Genomic DNA, 21,149 nt, shown 5'->3' with positions numbered 1-21,149 from the left:
AATCATACCATATATTTTTTATAAATTTATGGTATCCTTTAAACTGATTTCGATAAAACCAAAGATATACTTTTTAATTAATCATACAGAGAAATGAGGGACTATATGAAAAAATTTAAATTTACATTATTTAGCTTGTTGGTAATTATTTTTAGTGGTCTATTAATTCAAAGATTTAGCGGTTACTTTTATACTACACCTGTTGGTATTGTAAAATCAGTAAAAATAATTGACAGCGAACAATTACTAACAGTTAAACTAGTAAATAATACAAAAAAAACTGTTGTTGTAAAAGTAAAATTTAATGGAAATGAAAGTACCAATCCAGTATTTAATAAAAATAATCAAATATTATTAGATAATTCCACTAAAAAGTGGGAATTTATTTCTCTAAAAAGAGATGGCTATACTTTTATTTTAGTAGTTAGTTTTGTTTCATTAGTCTTAGGTATCGCTGGAAAAAAAGGATTTTTTTCTTTAGTTGGTATTTTATTCAATATAATCTTTCTTTTTTTCTTGCTTTGGATAAATCAGCGAAACAGATCCATAAACTTACTATTGCTAATATCAATCTATACAATAATTGCTATTATTATATCAACTGGTACTCTCTACGGACTAAAAAAAATTGATTTAAGGAAGGTTTTAGCAACAATATTTAGTGTTTTTCTATCTTATTTTATTACCACAATTACTATGAAATTATTAAACGATCAAGGACTGCGCTATGAAGAAATGCAATTTTTAACTAGACCTTATCGAACTGTTTTTCTTGCCAGCTTAATGTTAGGAGGAATTGGAGCAGCACTAGACAATGTTGTTGTTATAATTTCAAGTTTAGATCAACTTGTAAGACATACTCCTGAGATAAATACAAAAGAATTAATAGAATCAGGAAAGAATATCGCTTCAGATACCACTACTTCGATGATTAATGTTTTGTTATTTGCCTATCTAAGTAGTGCAACGCCTTTTTTTATTTTCTATTTAGCTAATGGATGGGATTTTGTTGAGACATTCAAAATGCATCTTTCATTGGAAATAATGAGAATTTTATGTGGAGGACTTGCCATCTTGTTCACTATCCCAAGTTCATTTCTATTTTTTCTTTTATTTAAAAAAATAAAAAAAGAAGGGGAAAACAGATGAATGTAATTAGTTTATTAGTCATTATTTTTATCTTTATTTCAATTATCATATTTAAAAATAATTCTTTCTACTTTATTTCAGGATTATTTTTGAATATAGTCATTTTTATTGGCTATCTAATAGCTATATCGCTTCATATTTCTGTATATTTGGTAACCTTTGTATCTTTTTTACTAATGACGATAGTAATTCTTTATTGGATAAATGGACGTAATGCTAAAACAAAATTGGCTTTTATCTGTGTTATATTTTTTTTAGTTACTTTTACTATTGTGTCACTACCATTAATCACTGCTCTTAAGACACAAGGATTTTCTTCTGAAGAATTAATTGAATTAGCTAATTTTGATTTAAATGTTGATATCCCTTTTTCTGAACTAAACGTCTCAATTATTTTAATTAGTTTTTCTGGTGCCGTTATTGACGGAAGTATGGCTATTTGTAGTTCTACTTACGAAATATATACGAAGAACCCAGATTTAACTTTTAAAGAACTATTTAATTCTAGTTTTAACGTAGTAATTGAGGTATTAAATTCGACTATATACACTCTCTTATTTGCTTTTATAGCATCTAATTTTGCATTAGTAATTTACTTACAGGATTTAAACTATTCATTTTTAGAATTAATTAATTCTAAAATTTTTGTAGGGGAACTATTAGTAAGTATTTTAACTGGTTGTGCAGGAATTTTAATTTTACCTTTGTCCTGTTTACTAGGTAGCTGGATATTAAAAAAAAGATTCCACACTTTGTATTGAAACCCAAAAGCTAGGCCGAATACCTTTTATAGAAATATATTTGGTATTTTTATACAATTAACCGTTCACTTATATTGAACAAAATTGCAGCCAAGTTTCGTTTTGATTTATTGGTGATTGAAATAATTAAATCCATTTGTTATGTAAGTCTTGATTAGTGTGAAAAAACACCCTCTAATCCAGTCCGCTCTTTTCCAAATACTTAAATAAAAGAATCCACAACTAATTTATCTGTTATTCTATGTAATATACTCAACAAAATTCACAGTAACTTAACTATGACTTTTCAGTAAAAATCAATTGTGCATACTGATACAGTAAGTTTAAACTTTTATTGTAATAGTATAATTCTTAATTTATATTTTTTACTTCTATTCCTAATTGATTTATTCAAAATTATCACAAAATCGTAAAAGTTAAAATTGCATATTCTAACACAAGAAAATCAAAAAAAGATTTTCTTGTGTTAATATTTTTGAATATACTAAAGTTCGGATAAGTAGAAAACACCCTACTGATTTATATAATAGTAGGGTGTTTTGTTAATATAATTTACTTAAATTCTATAACTCACAGTCTATAATCACCTTTTATTCATTTAAATTTAATCCGATAACATACTTAACTCTACGTCAAAGTATAATTTTACCACACGAATCACCATATATAGTTGTATAACTATTTAAGATGACTTCATTAACTTGTTCAGGTTTAGTAAAAACAACTATGACAGATGGATCTTTTCCTGCTTGTTTAATTTGATCAAAATCAACTTCGGCTAATAATGTTTCGGTAGTAACTTTCTCTCCTGCATTAACAAAAATTGAAAAAGGTTTACCCTCCAATTCAACTGTGTCTATACCAATATGAATTAAATACTCAATATCTGCATCGCTTTTTATACTAATTGCATGCTTTGTTGGAAAAACAGCTTCAATTCGTCCAGTCAAAGGAGCATATATTTTGTTACCTTCGGGAACAACTGCAAATCCTTCTCCAAGTACTTTTTTTGAAAATATTGGATCATTTACTTCTGAAATAGGAATAATCCTCCCTGAACAAGGAGCAGTAATGGAAATTCCTTCTTGTTTTTTATTTTTAAATAGATTAAACATAAGATATCTCCTAATTCTCAATTTCTAAAATTTGATTAATTTCTTGACTAAGTAAATCAGCTTTACCGCCAAAAACTGCCTGAATACCACCATTCACTTCAAAAACAGCAGTAGCACCTAGTTGTTTAATAGTTTCTTTGTCAACCATTCGGCCATCTACAACAGCTAAACGTAAACGAGTAGCACAAGCTTCAACGGATTCAATATTGGTTTTACTACCAAGAGCTTTAATGATTATTTGAGCTTCATCATTTAATGATGTTTTTTTATTTAATTTATTTTCAGTAGTCGTTGGCAACTCTTCTCCCATTCCAGGAATAGCTACTTTAAATTTCTTAATGAAGAAAGTAAATACGCAGAAATAAACAATTGCCCAAGCAATTCCGAAAGGAATTAATTTCAGCCAATTTGTCTTATCGTTTCCTTGGAGTACACCAAATAATAAGAAATCAATTAATCCACCAGAAAATGAATTTCCTACTCGGATATTTAAAATATCAGCAAAATAAAAAGATAGACCATCTAAGAATGCATGAATTATATATAACCATGGGGCTACAAATAAAAACATATATTCAACTGGTTCAGTAATCCCTGTTAAAAATGAAGTCAAGCCACCACTAAAATAAAGTCCACCATTCTTTTTACGATTTTGTTTAGGTATAGCACGATACATAGCATAACAAGCTGCTGGTAAACCAAACATCATTGTCGCGAATCTACCTGCAAAGAAACGAGTACCATAAGTAAATAGTCCTGTATGGTTTGGATCAGCTAGTTGCGCAAAGAAAATATTTTGTGCACCAGAAACAGTAACTCCAGCTACACTTTCTGTACCTCCTAAAGACGTATACCAAAAAAGTGGATAAATAGTATGATGTAATCCTACTGCGCCAGTCAAACGAAGTAAAAATCCATACAAAAAAGTACCTAGACTTCCCATTTGTGCAATATGTTCTCCAACTACTGCTAATCCATTTTGAATTGGTGGCCAAATTAAATAAAAGAAAGAACCGATAATAATTGCCGCTAAACTAGAAATGATTGGAATAAAACGCGATCCGCCAAAAAAGCCCAAAAATTGCGGTAGTTCAATTTTCCGATATCGATTGTGTAGAAATGCAACAGTTCCGCCAATTACAATAGATCCAACAACACCAGTATCAAGAGTTGCATCTTTAGCAGAAAATAACGCAAGAAAGCCGCTGATCGTTGCTGTATACACTAAGTAAGATACTCCACCGGCTAGACCTGCTGTTCCTTTATCCCCATTTGCTAACCCTACAGCAATACCTATAGCAAAAATCAATGCTAAATTAGTAAAGACAGCATTTCCTGCATAACTCATAATACTTAATACTGTATGGATCCATGGCTGTTCTAAAATTGGATACGCATTCATTGCACTTTCATTTGTTAAAGCACCACCAAGGCCTAAAAGTAAACCTGCTACTGGTAAGATTGCAATCGGTAACATAAATGCGCGACCTAATTGTGAAAACTTCTTAAACATCTTTTTCCTCCTTATTCAATGCATCGACAAATCTTTTAGCAATTTCTTGTGGTCGTGTAATTGCACCACCAACGACAATTCCTGCAACACCCAGCTTTTTAATTTGTCTTGCTTGTTCAGGTGTATGAATTTTACCTTCAGCAATAACACAAATATTTTCTTGTACTAATTGTTTAATTAATTTCATATCTGGGCCATTTTGTTTTTTGCTCTCCTTTGTATAGCCACTTAAGGTTGTACCAACAAAATCCACACCAGCTTGATAAGCATTCTTTCCTTCCTCAAAAGTAGAAATATCAGCCATTAATAATTGTTGAGGATACTTTTTCTTTACTTTTTCTATAAAAGTATTAATAGATAATCCGTCATGACGTTTACGTAAAGTACAGTCCAAAGCAATTACCTCCACACCAATTGCAACTAATTCATCTACTTCTCTCATAGTTGCTGTAATAAATGGCTCTTCAGGAGGATAATCTCTTTTTATTATGCCAATAATCGGTAAAGAAACTTTCTCTTTGATTTCCTTAATATCTCGAACAGAATTTGCACGTATACCAACAGCTCCAGCATTTTTAGCTGCTAATGCAAAATATGGCATTAAACCTCCTTCCTCTGTATAAAATGGTTCACCAGGTAGCGCCTGACACGAAACAATTAAACCGCCTGAAATTACTTCTAAGAATTTTGCTTTGTTCAAACTCCACAAACCTCCACTTTTATATTTTTTAGGATTTTTACTCCAAAAAAAGTTTAGCATCCGCTTACATTGTTGTCAAGAAAAATGGAGAATTTTGGAGTTTTTTAATTTTTATAGTGTATAATAAACAAAAATTACATTCTAGAGGAGATTTTATGAATTACATTTATTTAATTAATGAACATTATCCCTTATTAACAAAATCGGAACGAAAAGTTGCTGATTTTATTCTTAACTCTGGAGAATCTATTATTTACAGTACTATGAATGATATTAAAACAAAAGCGAATGTTGGCGATGCAACAATCATTCGCTTTTGTCAAAAACTTGGATTTTCTGGTTTTTCTGATCTAAAAATTGAAATTGCTAAAGAAGATTTTAGCAAAAAAAAAGAACAACCATCTAGTGGTAAATACCACGATGAAGTTGCTAAAAGTTTGATTGAAGTACTTCAGTCTACTTCTTGTTTAATTAATGAAGAAAAATTAACAAAAGCAATCCAACTTATTAATCAAGCAAGCAGCCTATATATTTTTGGTGTAGGATCTAGTGGAAATACTAGTCTTGATTTGGAAAGTATGTTTTTGAGGGTAGGAATACAAGCTAAAGCTGTATTAGATCCTCATTATCAAGCTCAAGTTGCTTCTTTGTTAACAGATAGAGATTTAGTTATTATCTTTTCTTTATCTGGAAAAACAAAAGATACTTATGACTCATTAAAAATTGCAAAAAATAATGGAGCAAAAATACTTGCTATAACGAATTATATTCATTCACCGATAGGAAAATCTGCAGATTTAGTTTTACAAACAGCAATCGAAGAATTTTTAAATGGTGGTTCTTTAGCTGGAAAAATTTCACAACTTTATATTTGTGATTTGTTAGTACATGAATATGAACAAAATAACAAGATTAATTCATTGGATTTAAGAGAAAAAGTCTTACGTTCAATTATTGATAAAAGAATTGAATGATTATTCAAAATTAGTTATTAAGAAAACACCAAAATACATACTACACATTGTTCACGTAGTACGTATTTTGGATTCTAGTTCACAGCCATTGGTAAACACTTGTTTTTCAATTTTCTGATAATCGTACTCTCTTCTCACAACTATTCACCTTAGACAATAAATTTCACAATTCTATTTATTATGAAGGTAATAACTAACAATTTAGGGATTAATTTATGCATTTTAATTGACACTATTATATTAATATTGAGGAGTTAGTTGTTGCCTATTACTATTTTATCAAGGTTTCACCTTTTTTTATTTTTTTCTGCGCTTATTTCTACGCAAACGCTCTTAATTAATTTATATTTTTTACAATTACTATACATAAGATGATTATATTTTCCTAACTCTCTTCTAGCCAATTGGTCACAATCAACATAAGCAACCATATTTGCCTTATTCCACGTAGTAATTTATATTTCCCAGTAATCATATTTTTTTAGAACAACCATCTTATTCTCTCCATTTCTAAAGCTATATCTTGAAACCATTTTTCTAAATTCTTTCTTTGTTTTAGGACACACTCGAAATACTTCTTCTGACAACTCTAATAATAATTTTTCCACTTTTACTGACATCATATCAAAAATAACCATTGGCTTATTTTCTTTTTCTACGTGTTTTTTGTATCTTTAATAATTTGCAGAATAACTACTCCTTTCTGTTTTTCACCAAATAAGCCCTCTTATTTCTTTTATGATTCATTAAGAATCTGCTTGATTTGACTCATAGTCTTTTTTTATTCTATAAACTGTTTGTCGATTAATTCCATATTTTTTTGCAATCTTTGAAATAGCAGTGCCTTTTTGTAACTCTTCTATAATATTTCTATAGACAGCTCTTTTTTGGAGATCTTTTGCTGTTGGACTATATAATTCAGGACGTCCTTGATAAACACCGTTCATTTTTGCAATTTTAATTCCTTGTTCTAGTCGTCGCTTAGATTCTGTTCTTTCTTGTTCCGCAATCATTGCCAAAATCTGGACTATCAAATCTTTAATAAAACGATCAAATAATGGATTACCAACCACTTCAGCCATAATAGGAAGGCTTGTAATTATGAGTCGAACATTTTTATTTTTCAATAAATTAACCGTCTGAATAATTTCATCGTAATTTCTGCCTAATCGGTCAATGGCTTCTACCATAAAAATATCGGATTCTCTCACAAAATAGATAGCTTCTGTAAAAATTAGTCGTTGTTCAATACTTGCGCCAGATTTTTTCTCTACAAATATTTTTTTCGCTCCTAATTTTTTTAACTCTTGAATTTGCCGTTCCAAGTTTTGCCAATGGATGAAACTCTTGCATATGCAACTTTCAAAATTCTGCCTCTTTCCAAGAGTTTTATCATACACCCTGATCACGCATTTAAAAAACAAGAAAATCAAATAGTTGTGATTGTCTAATTAAGGACCCCTAAATAGACACCAACAGAACATTGAAAAATATGGTTTTTGAATGTATGATTAGGGTGTATTTTAAAAATTATAGAAAGTAGGTAAAAATTTGGAAAATTGCATATATTCGAGTTTCATCAATCGATCAAAATGAACAACGTCAAATTGAGGAAATGAACAAGTTTGGTGCTGAAAAAATTTTTATCGAGAAACAATCCGGAGCGACTATTACTCATCGACCGATTTTTCAGGAAGCTCTAGATTTTGTTAGAGCCCAAGATATTTTTATTGTAGAGGCCATCGATCGACTTGGACGTAATTATGACGAGATTATCGATTCAGTAAATTATCTAAAGAAGAAAAATGTGCGGCTAATTATTACCAGTTTACCAATCATGGCTGAAGCAATCGGAAATCCACTCCTAGATAAATTTATCAAAGACCTAATCATTCAGATTTTGGCCATGATTGCCGAGCAAGAACGTACGGAATCTAAAAGACGCCAAGCACAAGGGATAAAGATTGCGAAAGCAAACGGCGTCTATAAAGGTCGTCCTAAGTTATACAGTGCAGACACAAAAGATCCCCAACGTCGCCTTGTTTATAAAAGCATCGTTCAGGATCTTAAGAATGGGGTTGCTATCTCAAAGATTGCGAAAGATTACAATATTACGAGACAAACTATATATAGAATCAAAAAAGAAATTCATGAATTAGAGATTAATTGATGTAACAAAAATTAATACTTTTATTTATTGTAAGCTTTTCAAAATCTATTCGAACAATAACTTATTCAGTTTAGGAAAGTTTTCCAAACTATTACCAAAATTTGTTTCAATATCCTTTTTATATTTACGCTGAAAATCAAATATTGTTTCGCTATGACTCTCTATTATATCCTCAAAAAATTTGAAAATAAGCTCGTAATCTGAGATAGAGAGAGTATATTCATCGCTGAGAATTTTTAAATTAGTATAAATTGCTCCCAAATAATTTATTCTTAGATCAATTCCATTTGTTTCTTTATAATAAGCAACGAACTCATCAACAAATGAATTAAGGTTGTTATTCCAATGGTATTGGGTATTTTCATTAATTCTCGCGAGCATTTCGCATATTTGTTCTTCAGTAAGTTTTTCTACAAGCCATGAATAAATAAGAAAATCCTTATCAGCTTGTTTAAAATTTATCGCATTAGTCATCTGGTCAAGCAGAAATTCTATTAATTGTTCTTTTTTTCCATAGTAATAAAAAGTATCATATAGTTTATCTAAATCATTAGCTTCAATAGAAGATAATCTAAAGCTGTGCATTTCATCTTCTAATAAATTAAGTACATCTCGTAAATGAACATTACAATCGTCTATTACAGTAGTACATTTCATATCAAACAATATTTTTTTAGCATTATCAGCTACTCCAGGAAGGTCATCAAGCATATGTGCAAAATTATTTTTTAGGTTTATCTTTGTAGACTCCTTTACCCAGTTTTTGACTAAATGAAAATACAAATAGATTATTAAGAGAGTACCTACCAAAAGAGAAAGATATAATCTTAATTCCAGATAATTATATTCAATCCTTTATGCATAGACTAGACCACAAAAGTGCTTAAAATGAAAAACATCGTATGAAGTTTTTACAGGATAAAGTGTTGTACTTAATTGATAATTCGAAATTAAAAAAAGCAACAAACGATCTGCCATTTATCTCCATATTTTTTATTTAAAAACATTTAAATAATAACTCTTTCTGGAAAAATACCGAATCTTAGTTGTTTTTGTTTACATACCTTATTTCTTAGTAATGAAGCAAAAAAATTTCCCTCTTTATCTGCATTTCCAATTTTATAATAATAATCTACTAAATACTCAGTTTCTATCTGTGAAATAACATTATTTGTATCTGCAGATTCTAAATTTATCTCCTCTAAATAAAATTGTATTTCAGAAAGAATAGCTTCTATTTCTAATAATTGTTCTATATTCTTTTTGAAATTTTTTGAATTAATAGACTGTTGTAATTTCTTCCCTTTTTCTGCATACTTGTTATACATAATCATTAAATTATATGCACATTCTGATAAATTATTTTTTTCATAATTACCATTTTTTAATAAATCTTCTGGATTGATTTCCCAATAAAATTTCATATTATCTCTATCCTTTCTATAACTATTAATGATATGAACTTTTAAGTGTAAAATAAAACACCTAAACAATTAATTTCATTTCCAAAAGTTAGATAATTATTTAAAAAATGTTTCGTACTAAAACATTTTTTAGTCTAAATTTAATGTAAATTTAGAATCAACTGACATCTGATATTTTTTAGGAGTCGTCCCTGTTATCTTTTTAAAAACTTTAGTGAAGTGAGACGTATCTGAAAAACCTAATAATAGTGAAATATCATTAATAGGATAATTAGATTTTAACATTACTTTAGCTTCTGAAATTTTTCTTCTTAAAATATAATTATGTATACTAATGTTCATTTCTTTTTTAAAAGCTGTGCGTAACCTAGCTTCACTCATTGAAAAATATTGAGCAATCTGTCTTACTGTAATCTTTGTATACATATTTAGACCAATGTACTGAACAATTGATGATATCTGAGGAGAAAGATTCCTTACTTTAGCTTTTCCTATTTCAGAGGTATAAAATACTATAGCAGTATCTCTAACTTTTAATACTTCTTTTAAATTTATACATAGTTCATTTTTCCTTATAAAACTATCTCGACTCTGATATGCATTTATTAAGTCCATTCCCATATTTATAGCTGCTTGTGCTAACTTCTCAAATACAACTATTGAATAATTCTTTTCAGAACGTACGTTATCCCCACTAACCACAGGAACAACACCATTACTTAGTTTAAATATCATATTACTTAATTCTTGTACATTACCATTTACAACATATTCTAAAATTTTATTTTCATATAAAAATAAATAAATTTCTGGATCATAATTTTGAGATAATAACATATCTATCCGTTCTATTTGGATATCTTCTGAAAATTTTTTCTCATAATCATGTAACGGCTTATGAAATAAGTCTTCAATCTTTCCCGTAAAAAAATAATTTATAAGGATAAGAATATCTCTAATATCCCCTAATGAAAATAATGGTAATTCATTTAATAATTTATATAAGGATTCTTTATCAGAATGCTTTATACTTTTATATTGAACCATAGAATAGAATTTATCTTTTTCTATGGTATTACATCTGAATGGACCAAACAAAAACAGTTTTTTATTGTATGCGTACAATAAAAACAACTCATTATAATTACCAGTTATATAATCAAATTTAAGCTTGTCTTTCCCAACTTTTTTTAAAAAAGTTGGGAAATCATAAAATAATGATATAGTCCTATCAGATCTATATTCTTCTACAAGAGTGTAATCTTCATTAAATACTAATATAGGTATCCCTAAGCATACATGTAATGACTTTAATAAAACTTCTTTATCCGTATTCAAAAAAAAACTCCTTTACTTAAATATGAACTTTTACTATAAGTAAATAAATATTATCTAGTAATTATTTACTCATTTTAATATCAACATTATTTTAATAAAAAATAATAAAATCCACAATATTATTTAAATAAACAACAATAAAACAAAAAGAGGAAGAGACTTCTTCCTCTTTTCAGAGAATATTTAATAATTTAAACTTCTATTCATCCTCTTTTTTCCATTTTTCATACCCTAATAACCCTAAAGTTCCTAACAATATTAAACCACCAGCAATAGTATAAATATTACTATCAACCTCTCCTGTTTTAGGATAAGTTTTCAAGAATTGTTTTTTATCTTGATTGTTGTTAGTCTTACTGTCTGTTCCATTACCTTTTCCACCGTTTAATTCATTTGACGAAACAACTACATCAGTAGGTTCACTAGTATTGCCAGATTCATCAGTTGAAGTTACTTTTACTTTTGTCCCTGCCTCTAATTTAGGAACGTTAACTTTAAAGTAACCACTCTTATCAGCTGTGCCATGGTATTGACTTCCATCAGGTAACGTTACTGTTACATCTGCATTTGGTTCAGTTTTACCAGTAACAATTTTGTCACCATCTGTAATAGGATCAACTTGAGGTTTATTCGGCGCTTTTTTATCTACTACAGAAATAACAACCTCTACCTCTTCTTTAGATCCATCTGGATATATTACTACAACAGTAGCTTTTTTATTTCCAGGTATACCCACATCTACTTTTTCTTTCCAAAAATACATAGTTCCTTTTGGTAGATCCGATTTATTTTTAATTCCATCAGATGCTTCTGGTTCTTTATTTAATTCAGTAGTTACTTTTTGACCTTTAGGTGTATATTTATCAGCGTCAGAGCGATTGTCTGTTACTTCTACTGGAACTTTTACTGTATCTTTTGTACCATCTGGATACGTTACTTCAATGACACCTTCGTAATTACCTGGTGTATTAGTATCGATTGTACCACCAGGAGTAACATCTGTTATTGTTGTTCCTTGTGGTAACGTTGGTAAGTTAGTAACGTTATCTGTTAAATCCACTTTACCACCGATTTCTACTTTTTCACCTTCTACTGTTGGCTCATATTTATCAGCGTCAGAGCGATTGTCTGTTACTTCTACTGGAACTTTTACTGTATCTTTTGTACCATCTGGATACGTTACTTCAATGACACCTTCGTAATTACCTGGTGTATTAGTATCGATTGTACCACCAGGAGTAACATCTGTTACTGTTGTTCCTTGTGGTAACGTTGGTAAGTTAGTAACGTTATCTGTTAAATCTACTTTACCACCGATTTCTACTTTTTCACCTTCTACTGTTGGCTCATATTTATCAGCGTCAGAGCGATTGTCTGTTACTTCTACTGGAACTTTTACTGTATCTTTTGTACCATCTGGATACGTTACTTCAATGACACCTTCGTAATTACCTGGTGTATTAGTATCGATTGTACCACCAGGAGTAACATCTGTTACTGTTGTTCCTTGTGGTAACGTTGGTAAGTTAGTAACGTTATCTGTTAAATCTACTTTACCACCAATTTCTACTTTTTCACCTTCTACTGTTGGCTCATATTTATCAGCGTCAGAGCGATTGTCTGTTACTTCTACTGGAACTTTTACTGTATCTTTTGTACCATCTGGATACGTTACTTCAATGACACCTTCGTAATTACCTGGTGTATTAGTATCGATTGTACCACCAGGAGTAACATCTGTTACTGTTGTTCCTTGTGGTAACGTTGGTAAGTTAGTAACGTTATCTGTTAAATCTACTTTACCACCGATTTCTACTTTTTCACCTTCTACCATTGGTGTATATTTATCAGCATCAGAGCGATTGTCTGTTACTTCTACTGGAACTTTTACTGTATCTTTTGTACCATCTGGATACGTTACTTCAATGACACCTTCGTAATTACCTGGTGTATTAGTATCGATTGTACCACCAGGAGTAACATCTGTTACTGTTGTTCCTTGTGGTAACGTTGGTAAGTTAGTAACGTTATCTGTTAAATCTACTTTACCACCGATTTCTACTTTTTCACCTTCTACCATTGGTGTATATTTATCAGCATCAGAGCGATTGTCTGTTACTTCTACTGGAACTTTTACTGTATCTTTTGTACCATCTGGATACGTTACTTCAATGACACCTTCGTAATTACCTGGTGTATTAGTATCGATTGTACCACCAGGAGTAACATCTGTTACTGTTGTTCCTTGTGGTAACGTTGGTAAGTTAGTAACGTTATCTGTTAAATCTACTTTACCACCAATTTCTACTTTTTCACCTTCTACTGTTGGCTCATATTTATCAGCGTCAGAGCGATTGTCTGTTACTTCTACTGGAACTTTTACTGTATCTTTTGTACCATCTGGATACGTTACTTCAATGACACCTTCGTAATTACCTGGTGTATTAGTATCGATTGTACCACCAGGAGTAACATCTGTTACTGTTGTTCCTTGTGGTAACGTTGGTAAGTTAGTAACGTTATCTGTTAAATCTACTTTACCACCGATTTCTACTTTTTCACCTTCTACCATTGGTGTATATTTATCAGCATCAGAGCGATTGTCTGTTACTTCTACTGGAACTTTTACTGTATCTTTTGTACCATCTGGATACGTTACTTCAATGACACCTTCGTAATTACCTGGTGTATTAGTATCGATTGTACCACCAGGAGTAACATCTGTTACTGTTGTTCCTTGTGGTAACGTTGGTAAGTTAGTAACGTTATCTGTTAAATCTACTTTACCACCGATTTCTACTTTTTCACCTTCTACCATTGGTGTATATTTATCAGCATCAGAGCGATTGTCTGTTACTTCTACTGGAACTTTTACTGTATCTTTTGTACCATCTGGATACGTTACTTCAATGACACCTTCGTAATTACCTGGTGTATTAGTATCGATTGTACCACCAGGAGTAACATCTGTTACTGTTGTTCCTTGTGGTAACGTTGGTAAGTTAGTAACGTTATCTGTTAAATCTACTTTACCACCGATTTCTACTTTTTCACCTTCTACTGTTGGCTCATATTTATCAGCGTCAGAGCGATTGTCTGTTACTGTGACATCTACTTCAACTTCATCAGATGATCCATCTGAATATGTCACTACAACCGTACCTTTTTTATTTCCAGCTGTACTAATATCTACTTTTTCTTTCCAAGTATACTTAGCATCTTTTGGTAAATCTTTCTTATTTTTAATTCCCTCAGATGCGTCAGGTTCTTTATTCAATTCTGTAGTCACTTTTTGACCTTCAGGAGTATATTTGTCAGCATCAGATTTATCATCCAATTTTGTTGCACTTGATACAAATTCTGTATCATCTGCTTTAATTGGTTGCGTTGCTTCTCCTGGCCATTTCGCATCTGTATAACCATCTTTTGCTTTCAACACCGGAAGTTTATCTTCTGGTAAGCTTACGCCGTCTTTCACTGCAAAGACTGTTGTTCCACTTTCAATACTTGTTCCTTCTCCTGCGGTGAAGGTTACTTTGTGGTAGCCTGCAGGAATGTTATCCCCTGGGTTTTCAATGATATCATCCAATTTTGTTGCACTTGATACAAATTCTGTATCATCTGCTTTAATTGGTTGCGTTGCTTCTTCTGGCCATTTCGCATCTGTATAACCATCTTTTGCTTTCAACACCGGAAGTTTATCTTCTGGTAAGCTTACGCCGTCTTTCACTGCAAAGACTGTTGTTCCACTTTCAATACTTGTTCCTTCTCCTGCGGTGAAGGTTACTTTGTGGTAGCCTGCAGGAATGTTATCCCCTGGGTTTTCAATGATATCATCCAATTTTGTTGCACTTGATACAAATTCTGTATCATCTGCTTTAATTGGTTGCGTTGCTTCTTCTGGCCATTTCGCATCTGTATAACCATCTTTTGCTTTCAACACCGGAAGTTTATCTTCTGGTAAGCTTACGCCGTCTTTCACTGCAAAGACTGTTGTTCCACTTTCAATACTTGTTCCTTCTCCTGCGGTGAAGGTTACTTTGTGGTAGCCTGCAGGAATGTTTTCTCCTGGATTTTCATAAATATTTTTACTTACAGTTACTGCTAAATCGGTCGTGCCTACAGAACCATCTTGGTAAACAATTTTAATAGGAATTGTTCCAGTAATCGGCTCCGATTCTCCTACACCTTTAGCTGGAGTGAATGTAACAATACCAGTATTTGCGTCAACACTTGCATTGCCGAAGTCCTTATTATAAACATCTAAAACTGAAAAGGCATCGTTAGCTAGAGGAACATCTGGTTTATCAAATGTAGGTTTACCACTTTGAATTGTCGTTTCTGGGGTTGTTGTTATAGGTACGTATGTTGCATCATTTTCCATAGCTTGAGAAGCTTTTACAGCAAACTCTACATCCACGTCGAAAGTTCGATTTCCTATCTTAACAGTTACAATACCTTTCGTACTATCAGTAACGTTAGAAGTATCAGGCTCTGTTTTCCATGAATACTCTGCATCTTCAGGTAAGTTTTTATTATTCCGAATTGATTCTTTAGCATCTGGTTTAAATCCAACTACCACGGTTTGTTTATCAACCGCTTTTGGTGATTCCTTAATAACGGTTGAACCTTCTTCTGGTTTATCAAAACCTGGAGAAACGATTTGGATTTTTAATTCATCTTTCGCGATTAGTTTACTTGAATCTACACCCGTAAATTCAAATTCTACAGTATCTGAAATTGGAGCCCCATCTTTTTCATTTGGAGCGATAGTTTTTTCTGCTAATACAGTACCTTCTTTATCAACAAGTTGCGCTTTGTGACCTGTTCCCGCTAACTCGTGGATGAATACTTTCCCCTTAACTGTTGTGTCAACATCATATACTTCTTCTAATTCAGGTTTCCCGATATATGGATTCGTGTCTCCGCTCTCTTCTTTATCGTCAGGGTTTCCATCACCATCAATATCTTGCAAATAATAATAACCTGTTCCATAAGTGTTCTGGATTAATTTTTTATTCGTATCCGACAACCAAGAATCAAAGATGAAATCTTCACCAAATGGCGCATTTTCTTCGATTTTATCCGCTGCTTTCATTTCTTCTAAGATTTCATCTAAAGGTTTAGTCAGTTGTAAAACATATCTAACAACGATAGGTCGTGGACTAGCATTAGCAAAATCAATAAGTTTAGTTAAATCATTGTCAGTGATTGAACCCATACCATAATTCTCATGACCTTCACGTCGCTCAATTGCTAAATCAGCCACTTTTTTTCCTGATTCAAAAGCAACATTATATGCCACTTTATCAGCCTGAACCATATGCATTTGTATTCCAGATACATATGGTACTAAACGTTCATCGATTTTGTAGTTAGCATACCAAGGCGTTCCCTTTGCAGAAGTTGAATAAGAAAAATTCTTTTCTTTCGTTAACTTATGATCTAAAATTATAGCTCCATTAGCACCAGTAGACCCAGAACCGTCTTTTGTTTGGATATTAGCTTCTTCATATTTAGTATTTACCGATCCATGCTTAAATTGATCAGAATTATTTTCGGATACATCTAACTTATTATAGAAATCATCTTGATCTGTCAAAAAGTAACCAGTGCTTTCTATTCCAGGTACAATTTTATCGTCATCTTGATGACTTACCAAATAGATACGATACATTAAACGGTCGCTTTTAAGATTATCTGCACCAATTTCTTTAAAAATTTCATCTAAATTTTTTTCAAATGTAATCACACCGTTAGGAGCAGTTTGTGTATCAGTTGTTTCTGCCCCAGCAAATAGTCCATCATTTGCTCGAATGTAATTAACCTTCCAAATGTTTGTAGGTCTGCCAAGCGAATCATTAATTCTTACAAAAGTTCGTCTACTATTTCCTACGCCCTTCTTCGGATCAACTTGAATTTTTTCAACATACTGGGCCAATCGTTCATCTAATTGAAGACGAATTTCCCAGTTTGCAGTTGAAGCTGCAATATTATGTTTCCCATAAACCTCAAAATCAATTGTATTTCCTTGTAACACATCACCAGTTATTGCTTTAGGGTTGAATTGTAAATCCGAGAAATTATAATTCTTCGTATATCCCGGATTTTCTTGAAACGTATTTCCTGAAGCAGAATAATTTACTAATCTTCCTTCACCCATTTGTGCATTAACTATTCCAGTTGCCCCAAAAACAAGGCCTACACCAACTAATACTGATGCAACACCCACACTTAATTTTTTTATGCTATACTTTAATACTCTTTTTCTCCCTTTTTTTAAAATCATATGCTTATTGTTTTTTCCAAACAAACTAAATTTGCTCCCTTCCTTATTTAAATTTAAAATTACATTTTTATTATAAATAATACAAAATAGGAATTCTTGTAAATATCACAAATATTTGTAAAAAAATCAAAAAAATAAAATATTATAAAAAAAACCGACCTTTACGGGGTCACTGGAACATCCCTAGAAATCAAGTAAAAAAAATCCAGAGGATTTTCTCCTCTGGATTCACTATTACTCTACATTTTTTAGTTATTTTATTATTCAATTATTCTCATTAAAAATTTTTCTTTCTATATTACTTAACACGAGATTCCGTTAATTCTTTTGCTTTAGAACTTCCTTTAGAAGCTAGCTCTTTTGCTTTCTCTGTTTGCTCACTGGCAAAATTACTTACTGATTCTGTTGCCTCACCAACCTTATCTTGTAAACTAACGGAATCTTCTTCATGCTGTTCTTCTGTCTTAATATCAACAACATTTACATTTACTTCAATAACTTCTAACCCAGTCATATTTTTTACTTCTTTTGTAATAATTTCTTTCATTTCATTGTAAATTTTATAAATATCTTTTCCATATTCTGCAACAATATCTAAATCTACTGCTACCTGTTTTTCTCCTACTTCAACCACTACACCTGATGTAACATCATCGGTATTCACTAACTTACCAGCTAAATTTGAGAAAAATCCACCATCAACCGTAAGCAATCCTTCTACTTTTTCTAAAGAAATGCCAATAATTTTTTGAATCACTTTATCTTCATACGTTAATTTTCCTTGTACATTTTCCTTCTTTGTTTCTTCCTTTACACTTACTTTTGTTTTCTCCATTTGTATCCACTCCTAAATATTCTTTATTTTATTTATTTTGGAAAAATTTTCCAAATAAATCCTCATTTTTAATATAACTCCCTATAAATACACCAATCCCAACCATAACTAATAAGAGAATTGTTTTAAAAAAACCAATAGTGAAAAAGAAAAGTGCTAATACCAATCCTATTAGTCCTCCAATAATTGGATACTTATATTCTAGGAACAATTCTTTCATATTCTCCCCTCTTTCTTTAAATCACTCGTTTTTGTTTTTGCTTACTCTTTCCTGAACGAGATATATTTTTGAAAACTACTTCTGCTTTTATTGAAGTATCTAATCCTATAAAAGTTTTAAGATATAACTCAATATTTTTTACTAATTGATTCGTTTGATTTATAATATCTAGATTGTCACTTGTATTTCCTGTAATACGTACTTTTATCTTTTTCTTATACATTTTTACATTTACTTTTGAATCCCTTAATAAATTGGACTGATCTAATTGCGACTGAACAATTCCTACAATAGCACTTTTTTTGATTTCTAATATTCCTTTGTCATCGTTTAATTTCACGGATGTTACTTCTGCTGGACTTAAAACAATCCCTAAAATAAATAAAAGGATAAAGACCATACCTATAACACTACCCCAGTACAAATATAGTTGAATGTAATTCCCTATAAAAGGATACTCTTCAAACTTAATAAAATAAATAGGTAATGAATACATGAACTGATAATGAACAAATACTGCAAATAAAAAAGTTCCAAAAACTAAAGAAATAAAACTAAACAAAATTTTTTTCCCTTTCGTCATCGATTCTCCCCCCACTTTCATGTGACTTTTACCACAATATAATTTTAGCAAAAGCCTTTCTCCTATAAAAATTTTATGCTTACAAGTTATACTATACATTAAGAATTCATTTACTTTAATGTACCTTCAACTCAATCAGAGTTAATCCAATTTTTTATTTCTTTGAATAGTTTCTTGGTATTAGAAAATTGTGTAATATCTTGAGTATTTCTATCTAACATCGATAAATCTACATAATAATCTGGCGGGACAGGTTGATTGTTAAACAATCATTTTCCCTTTATGGGCTTTATTGTCTCATAATAGCCAACAGTATATACAAACCACCAATAATTATCGGAATTTTGATTAGTAAAAAAACGTCCTAAATTAACCGAAGTATATCCTGCAGAAGGCATACCAAAAACTTTTACATTTGGATTATTCTTTAACGCTAAAAGTAAACTCTCAGCGGCACTTGCTGTGTTATTATTTATTACAACTGCAACTTTTTTCCCTAGTTTCTTTTTGTGTAATGATAATTTATAAAGATTCAGTTCGTTAATCGTTCCTGGAATGCCACCAAATAATTTACCATTTTTTTAAGTAAACAGGATACTTTTCCTTTTTATTATTAATATTGCTAAAGAGCATTCCATTAGGAATTAAAGAACTCGCACCAATAATCATAGGTTCTTTCAGCCCGCCATAATTATTTGATAAATTTAAAACAATGTTACCAGAAGTATATTCGATTAAATCTGTCAACTTTGATGCATATTTAATTGAGAAGTTATCATCATTGCTATAGACACTTGGAATGTTAATAATTGTAAGATCCTCATACTTTGAAATACTTGGTAACTTAAGAGTTTCCATATTATCCATATCTTTGTCACTACTTATTTGTTTTACAGAACTATGTTTGTTAACACCATATACTAATGTATTTAAATTATCCACATTAGTTACTTTTCTACCGTATCTTGTTAATTCTAAAATATTCCTCCACTCATCTTTATTAGAAATTACTCCATATTGAGATATCGTATGAAGTACTTCATAACTCCTAGAATCAATCGATTTTAGAGGTAAAAAGAAAAAAGTAAGAGAAACAAAAATAATGGCACATGTGCTAATAATATAAAAAAGTAAATATTTTTTGATACTCATCCTGTTCATCGTCCTTAACAAGTAATATACTACAATATTTCACCATACATGGCTGTTCTAACTAATTCTATTTTTCATCAATGTACTTCTTTCTTTATATCTATAAATTGATTCATTAGCTTCTGGTATTCTTTTAGTTGTTCCTTTAAGCAAATCGTAAATATTCCACCCATGAAACTACCAAAAATAATAAATTCTTTTCCTACAAAAACTTGATGAAAGTTTGTTAGCATAACAAACATGAATAAAGCATTAAATATAAAAAGGTTAAGGAATAGCTGAACACTAGAGAAATCTTGTTTTTCATCAAGAGCAATTGGTTTAAAGAAACGATACATAACATAATATTCACTGATCAATATTCCCATTAATAATATGCCTTTTACTATTATCAGCCAAAAAAAATCGATAAAAATAAGATCAAAAAAAACAAGTACTGGTATAAACACAAATAGCCATCGAAATTGATAAACATATTGGTAAAAATTATGTCTCTTCAAAAAATCCATCTGTTTTTGAAAATTTTCTTTATCCGTTATATCCATATTAGCATCTCCCTTTTTTAACGATTACTATTGCTTATTCTATCGACTTTTTCCCTATTATTTACTTTGAATAAATCCTCTTTTTATTAGTGTTGTTAATATAGACGAAGCACACCGCAAAACAGCGCTTTCATAAAGGACAACTATAATAAGAAATAATAGTTAGTTTTATTAAATCATAAATACAGCTAAAATAAATCATACAAAAGTCCTAAATCAAGTTTTATTTTAAGTTTCTAACTTTGATTGCTTTAGTTAAAAATGACACAACCATCTTATATCTTATTCCATACATTTTCTTATTATTAAAATATATAGTTCAAAACTTAAAAAGTTTCTGACCTGCTTGTTTTTAGTTAGAAATATAACGCAACTAGCTTG

Annotated in this window: 17 protein-coding genes and 2 pseudogenes; 5 read left to right on the top strand and 14 right to left on the bottom strand. The window is 30.8% G+C overall.

The genetic code is table 11. The features are described 5' to 3' along the window. The first annotated feature begins 93 nt into the window (after window positions 1–93). Together IGM13_RS02160 and IGM13_RS02155 are read left to right on the top strand one after the other, a co-directional pair. Window positions 94–1,149, top strand: a complete 1,056-nt coding sequence (locus tag IGM13_RS02160; RefSeq protein WP_002401430.1) for a YibE/F family protein — start codon at window positions 94–96, stop codon at window positions 1,147–1,149. Further along, a complete protein-coding gene (locus IGM13_RS02155; RefSeq protein ID WP_002358536.1) occupies window positions 1,146–1,910 on the top strand; it encodes a YibE/F family protein in 765 nt (254 codons plus the stop codon). The genes IGM13_RS02160 and IGM13_RS02155 overlap by 4 nt, the downstream gene beginning before the upstream one ends. Before the next feature lie 632 nt (window positions 1,911–2,542). Here IGM13_RS02155 and IGM13_RS02150 read toward each other — a convergent pair. The 3 genes from IGM13_RS02150 to IGM13_RS02140 are packed head-to-tail and all read right to left on the bottom strand — an operon-like array spanning window position 2,543 to window position 5,238. Continuing rightward, the gene (locus IGM13_RS02150) at window positions 2,543–3,025 is read right to left on the bottom strand and encodes a PTS sugar transporter subunit IIA (RefSeq protein WP_002358535.1); all 483 of its coding nucleotides are present in this window, start codon (window positions 3,023–3,025) and stop codon (window positions 2,543–2,545) included. Between the two features lie 10 nt (window positions 3,026–3,035). Then, a complete protein-coding gene (locus tag IGM13_RS02145) occupies window positions 3,036–4,538 on the bottom strand; it encodes a PTS transporter subunit EIIC (RefSeq protein ID WP_002358534.1) in 1,503 nt (500 codons plus the stop codon). Continuing rightward, window positions 4,531–5,238, bottom strand: coding sequence for an N-acetylmannosamine-6-phosphate 2-epimerase (locus tag IGM13_RS02140; protein WP_002358533.1), 708 nt, complete (start codon window positions 5,236–5,238; stop codon window positions 4,531–4,533). The genes IGM13_RS02145 and IGM13_RS02140 overlap by 8 nt, the downstream gene beginning before the upstream one ends. Before the next feature lie 155 nt (window positions 5,239–5,393). Here IGM13_RS02140 and IGM13_RS02135 point away from each other — a divergent pair, with 155 nt between their 5' ends. Next, a complete protein-coding gene (locus IGM13_RS02135) occupies window positions 5,394–6,212 on the top strand; it encodes a MurR/RpiR family transcriptional regulator (RefSeq protein ID WP_002358531.1) in 819 nt (272 codons plus the stop codon). A 746-nt stretch (window positions 6,213–6,958) separates the two neighbouring features. On the opposite strand, the pseudogene IGM13_RS02130 reads toward IGM13_RS02135, so the two are convergent. Then, window positions 6,959–7,578: pseudogene (locus tag IGM13_RS02130) on the bottom strand (recombinase family protein). A 183-nt stretch (window positions 7,579–7,761) separates the two neighbouring features. Between IGM13_RS02130 and IGM13_RS02125 the strand changes: the two are divergent. After that, window positions 7,762–8,382, top strand: coding sequence for a recombinase family protein (locus IGM13_RS02125; RefSeq protein ID WP_033591050.1), 621 nt, complete (start codon window positions 7,762–7,764; stop codon window positions 8,380–8,382). A gap of 45 nt (window positions 8,383–8,427) precedes the next feature. Here IGM13_RS02125 and IGM13_RS02120 read toward each other — a convergent pair whose 3' ends face one another. Beyond that, complete coding sequence (locus IGM13_RS02120) at window positions 8,428–9,165, bottom strand: hypothetical protein (RefSeq protein ID WP_002401428.1); 738 nt, start codon at window positions 9,163–9,165, stop codon at window positions 8,428–8,430. Between IGM13_RS02120 and IGM13_RS02115 the strand changes: the two are divergent. Further along, window positions 9,153–9,254, top strand: a pseudogene (locus IGM13_RS02115) (IS30-like element ISEnfa364 family transposase); the annotation flags it as partial. The gene IGM13_RS02120 and the pseudogene IGM13_RS02115 overlap by 13 nt on opposite strands. A gap of 135 nt (window positions 9,255–9,389) precedes the next feature. Here IGM13_RS02115 and IGM13_RS02110 read toward each other — a convergent pair. From IGM13_RS02110 to IGM13_RS02070, 9 genes are all read right to left on the bottom strand, one after another. Then, window positions 9,390–9,806 (bottom strand): hypothetical protein, encoded by a 417-nt coding sequence (locus IGM13_RS02110; protein ID WP_002358522.1) that lies wholly within the window; start codon window positions 9,804–9,806, stop codon window positions 9,390–9,392. A gap of 129 nt (window positions 9,807–9,935) precedes the next feature. Beyond that, window positions 9,936–11,144 (bottom strand): YSIRK-targeted surface antigen transcriptional regulator, encoded by a 1,209-nt coding sequence (locus IGM13_RS02105; protein WP_002358521.1) that lies wholly within the window; start codon window positions 11,142–11,144, stop codon window positions 9,936–9,938. 199 nt (window positions 11,145–11,343) lie between these two features. Continuing rightward, the gene (locus IGM13_RS02100) at window positions 11,344–17,457 is read right to left on the bottom strand and encodes a Rib/alpha-like domain-containing protein (protein WP_430598721.1); all 6,114 of its coding nucleotides are present in this window, start codon (window positions 17,455–17,457) and stop codon (window positions 11,344–11,346) included. Between the two features lie 274 nt (window positions 17,458–17,731). Then, the gene (locus tag IGM13_RS02095) at window positions 17,732–18,268 is read right to left on the bottom strand and encodes an Asp23/Gls24 family envelope stress response protein (protein ID WP_002358518.1); all 537 of its coding nucleotides are present in this window, start codon (window positions 18,266–18,268) and stop codon (window positions 17,732–17,734) included. Window positions 18,269–18,296: 28 nt separating this feature from the next. After that, entirely contained in the window at window positions 18,297–18,488 is a 192-nt protein-coding gene (locus tag IGM13_RS02090; protein ID WP_002358517.1) for a DUF2273 domain-containing protein, read from the bottom strand. Window positions 18,489–18,504: 16 nt separating this feature from the next. After that, entirely contained in the window at window positions 18,505–19,071 is a 567-nt protein-coding gene (gene amaP, locus IGM13_RS02085; protein ID WP_010706722.1) for an alkaline shock response membrane anchor protein AmaP, read from the bottom strand. A gap of 269 nt (window positions 19,072–19,340) precedes the next feature. Continuing rightward, the gene (locus tag IGM13_RS02080) at window positions 19,341–19,547 is read right to left on the bottom strand and encodes a S41 family peptidase (RefSeq protein WP_229017897.1); all 207 of its coding nucleotides are present in this window, start codon (window positions 19,545–19,547) and stop codon (window positions 19,341–19,343) included. A gap of 94 nt (window positions 19,548–19,641) precedes the next feature. After that, window positions 19,642–20,223, bottom strand: a complete 582-nt coding sequence (locus IGM13_RS02075; RefSeq protein ID WP_002401490.1) for a hypothetical protein — start codon at window positions 20,221–20,223, stop codon at window positions 19,642–19,644. Window positions 20,224–20,300: 77 nt separating this feature from the next. Beyond that, on the bottom strand, window positions 20,301–20,768 hold the full coding sequence (locus IGM13_RS02070; RefSeq protein WP_002370921.1) for a hypothetical protein: 468 nt from the start codon (window positions 20,766–20,768) through the stop codon (window positions 20,301–20,303). Between the last annotated feature and the right edge of the window lie 381 nt (window positions 20,769–21,149).

Origin of the sequence: Enterococcus sp. DIV0561 (genome assembly GCF_050539875.1) — a bacterium.
In the GTDB taxonomy this organism is placed as follows: domain Bacteria; phylum Bacillota; class Bacilli; order Lactobacillales; family Enterococcaceae; genus Enterococcus; species Enterococcus faecalis.
This window is presented reverse-complemented; position numbering and strand designations above follow the sequence as displayed.

Excerpts from the sequence above, each read along its gene's own strand:
- IGM13_RS02155 (WP_002358536.1), top strand. The coding sequence starts at position 1,146 with ATGAATGTAATTAGTTTATTAGTCATTATTTTTATCTTTATTTCAATT.
- amaP (WP_010706722.1), bottom strand. The coding sequence starts at position 19,071 with ATGACGAAAGGGAAAAAAATTTTGTTTAGTTTTATTTCTTTAGTTTTT.
- IGM13_RS02135 (WP_002358531.1), top strand. The coding sequence starts at position 5,394 with ATGAATTACATTTATTTAATTAATGAACATTATCCCTTATTAACAAAA.
- IGM13_RS02070 (WP_002370921.1), bottom strand. The coding sequence starts at position 20,768 with ATGGATATAACGGATAAAGAAAATTTTCAAAAACAGATGGATTTTTTG.
- IGM13_RS02095 (WP_002358518.1), bottom strand. The coding sequence starts at position 18,268 with ATGGAGAAAACAAAAGTAAGTGTAAAGGAAGAAACAAAGAAGGAAAAT.
- IGM13_RS02145 (WP_002358534.1), bottom strand. The coding sequence starts at position 4,538 with ATGTTTAAGAAGTTTTCACAATTAGGTCGCGCATTTATGTTACCGATT.
- IGM13_RS02150 (WP_002358535.1), bottom strand. The coding sequence starts at position 3,025 with ATGTTTAATCTATTTAAAAATAAAAAACAAGAAGGAATTTCCATTACT.
- IGM13_RS02160 (WP_002401430.1), top strand. The coding sequence starts at position 94 with ATGAGGGACTATATGAAAAAATTTAAATTTACATTATTTAGCTTGTTG.
- IGM13_RS02075 (WP_002401490.1), bottom strand. The coding sequence starts at position 20,223 with ATGAGTATCAAAAAATATTTACTTTTTTATATTATTAGCACATGTGCC.
- IGM13_RS02110 (WP_002358522.1), bottom strand. The coding sequence starts at position 9,806 with ATGAAATTTTATTGGGAAATCAATCCAGAAGATTTATTAAAAAATGGT.
- IGM13_RS02090 (WP_002358517.1), bottom strand. The coding sequence starts at position 18,488 with ATGAAAGAATTGTTCCTAGAATATAAGTATCCAATTATTGGAGGACTA.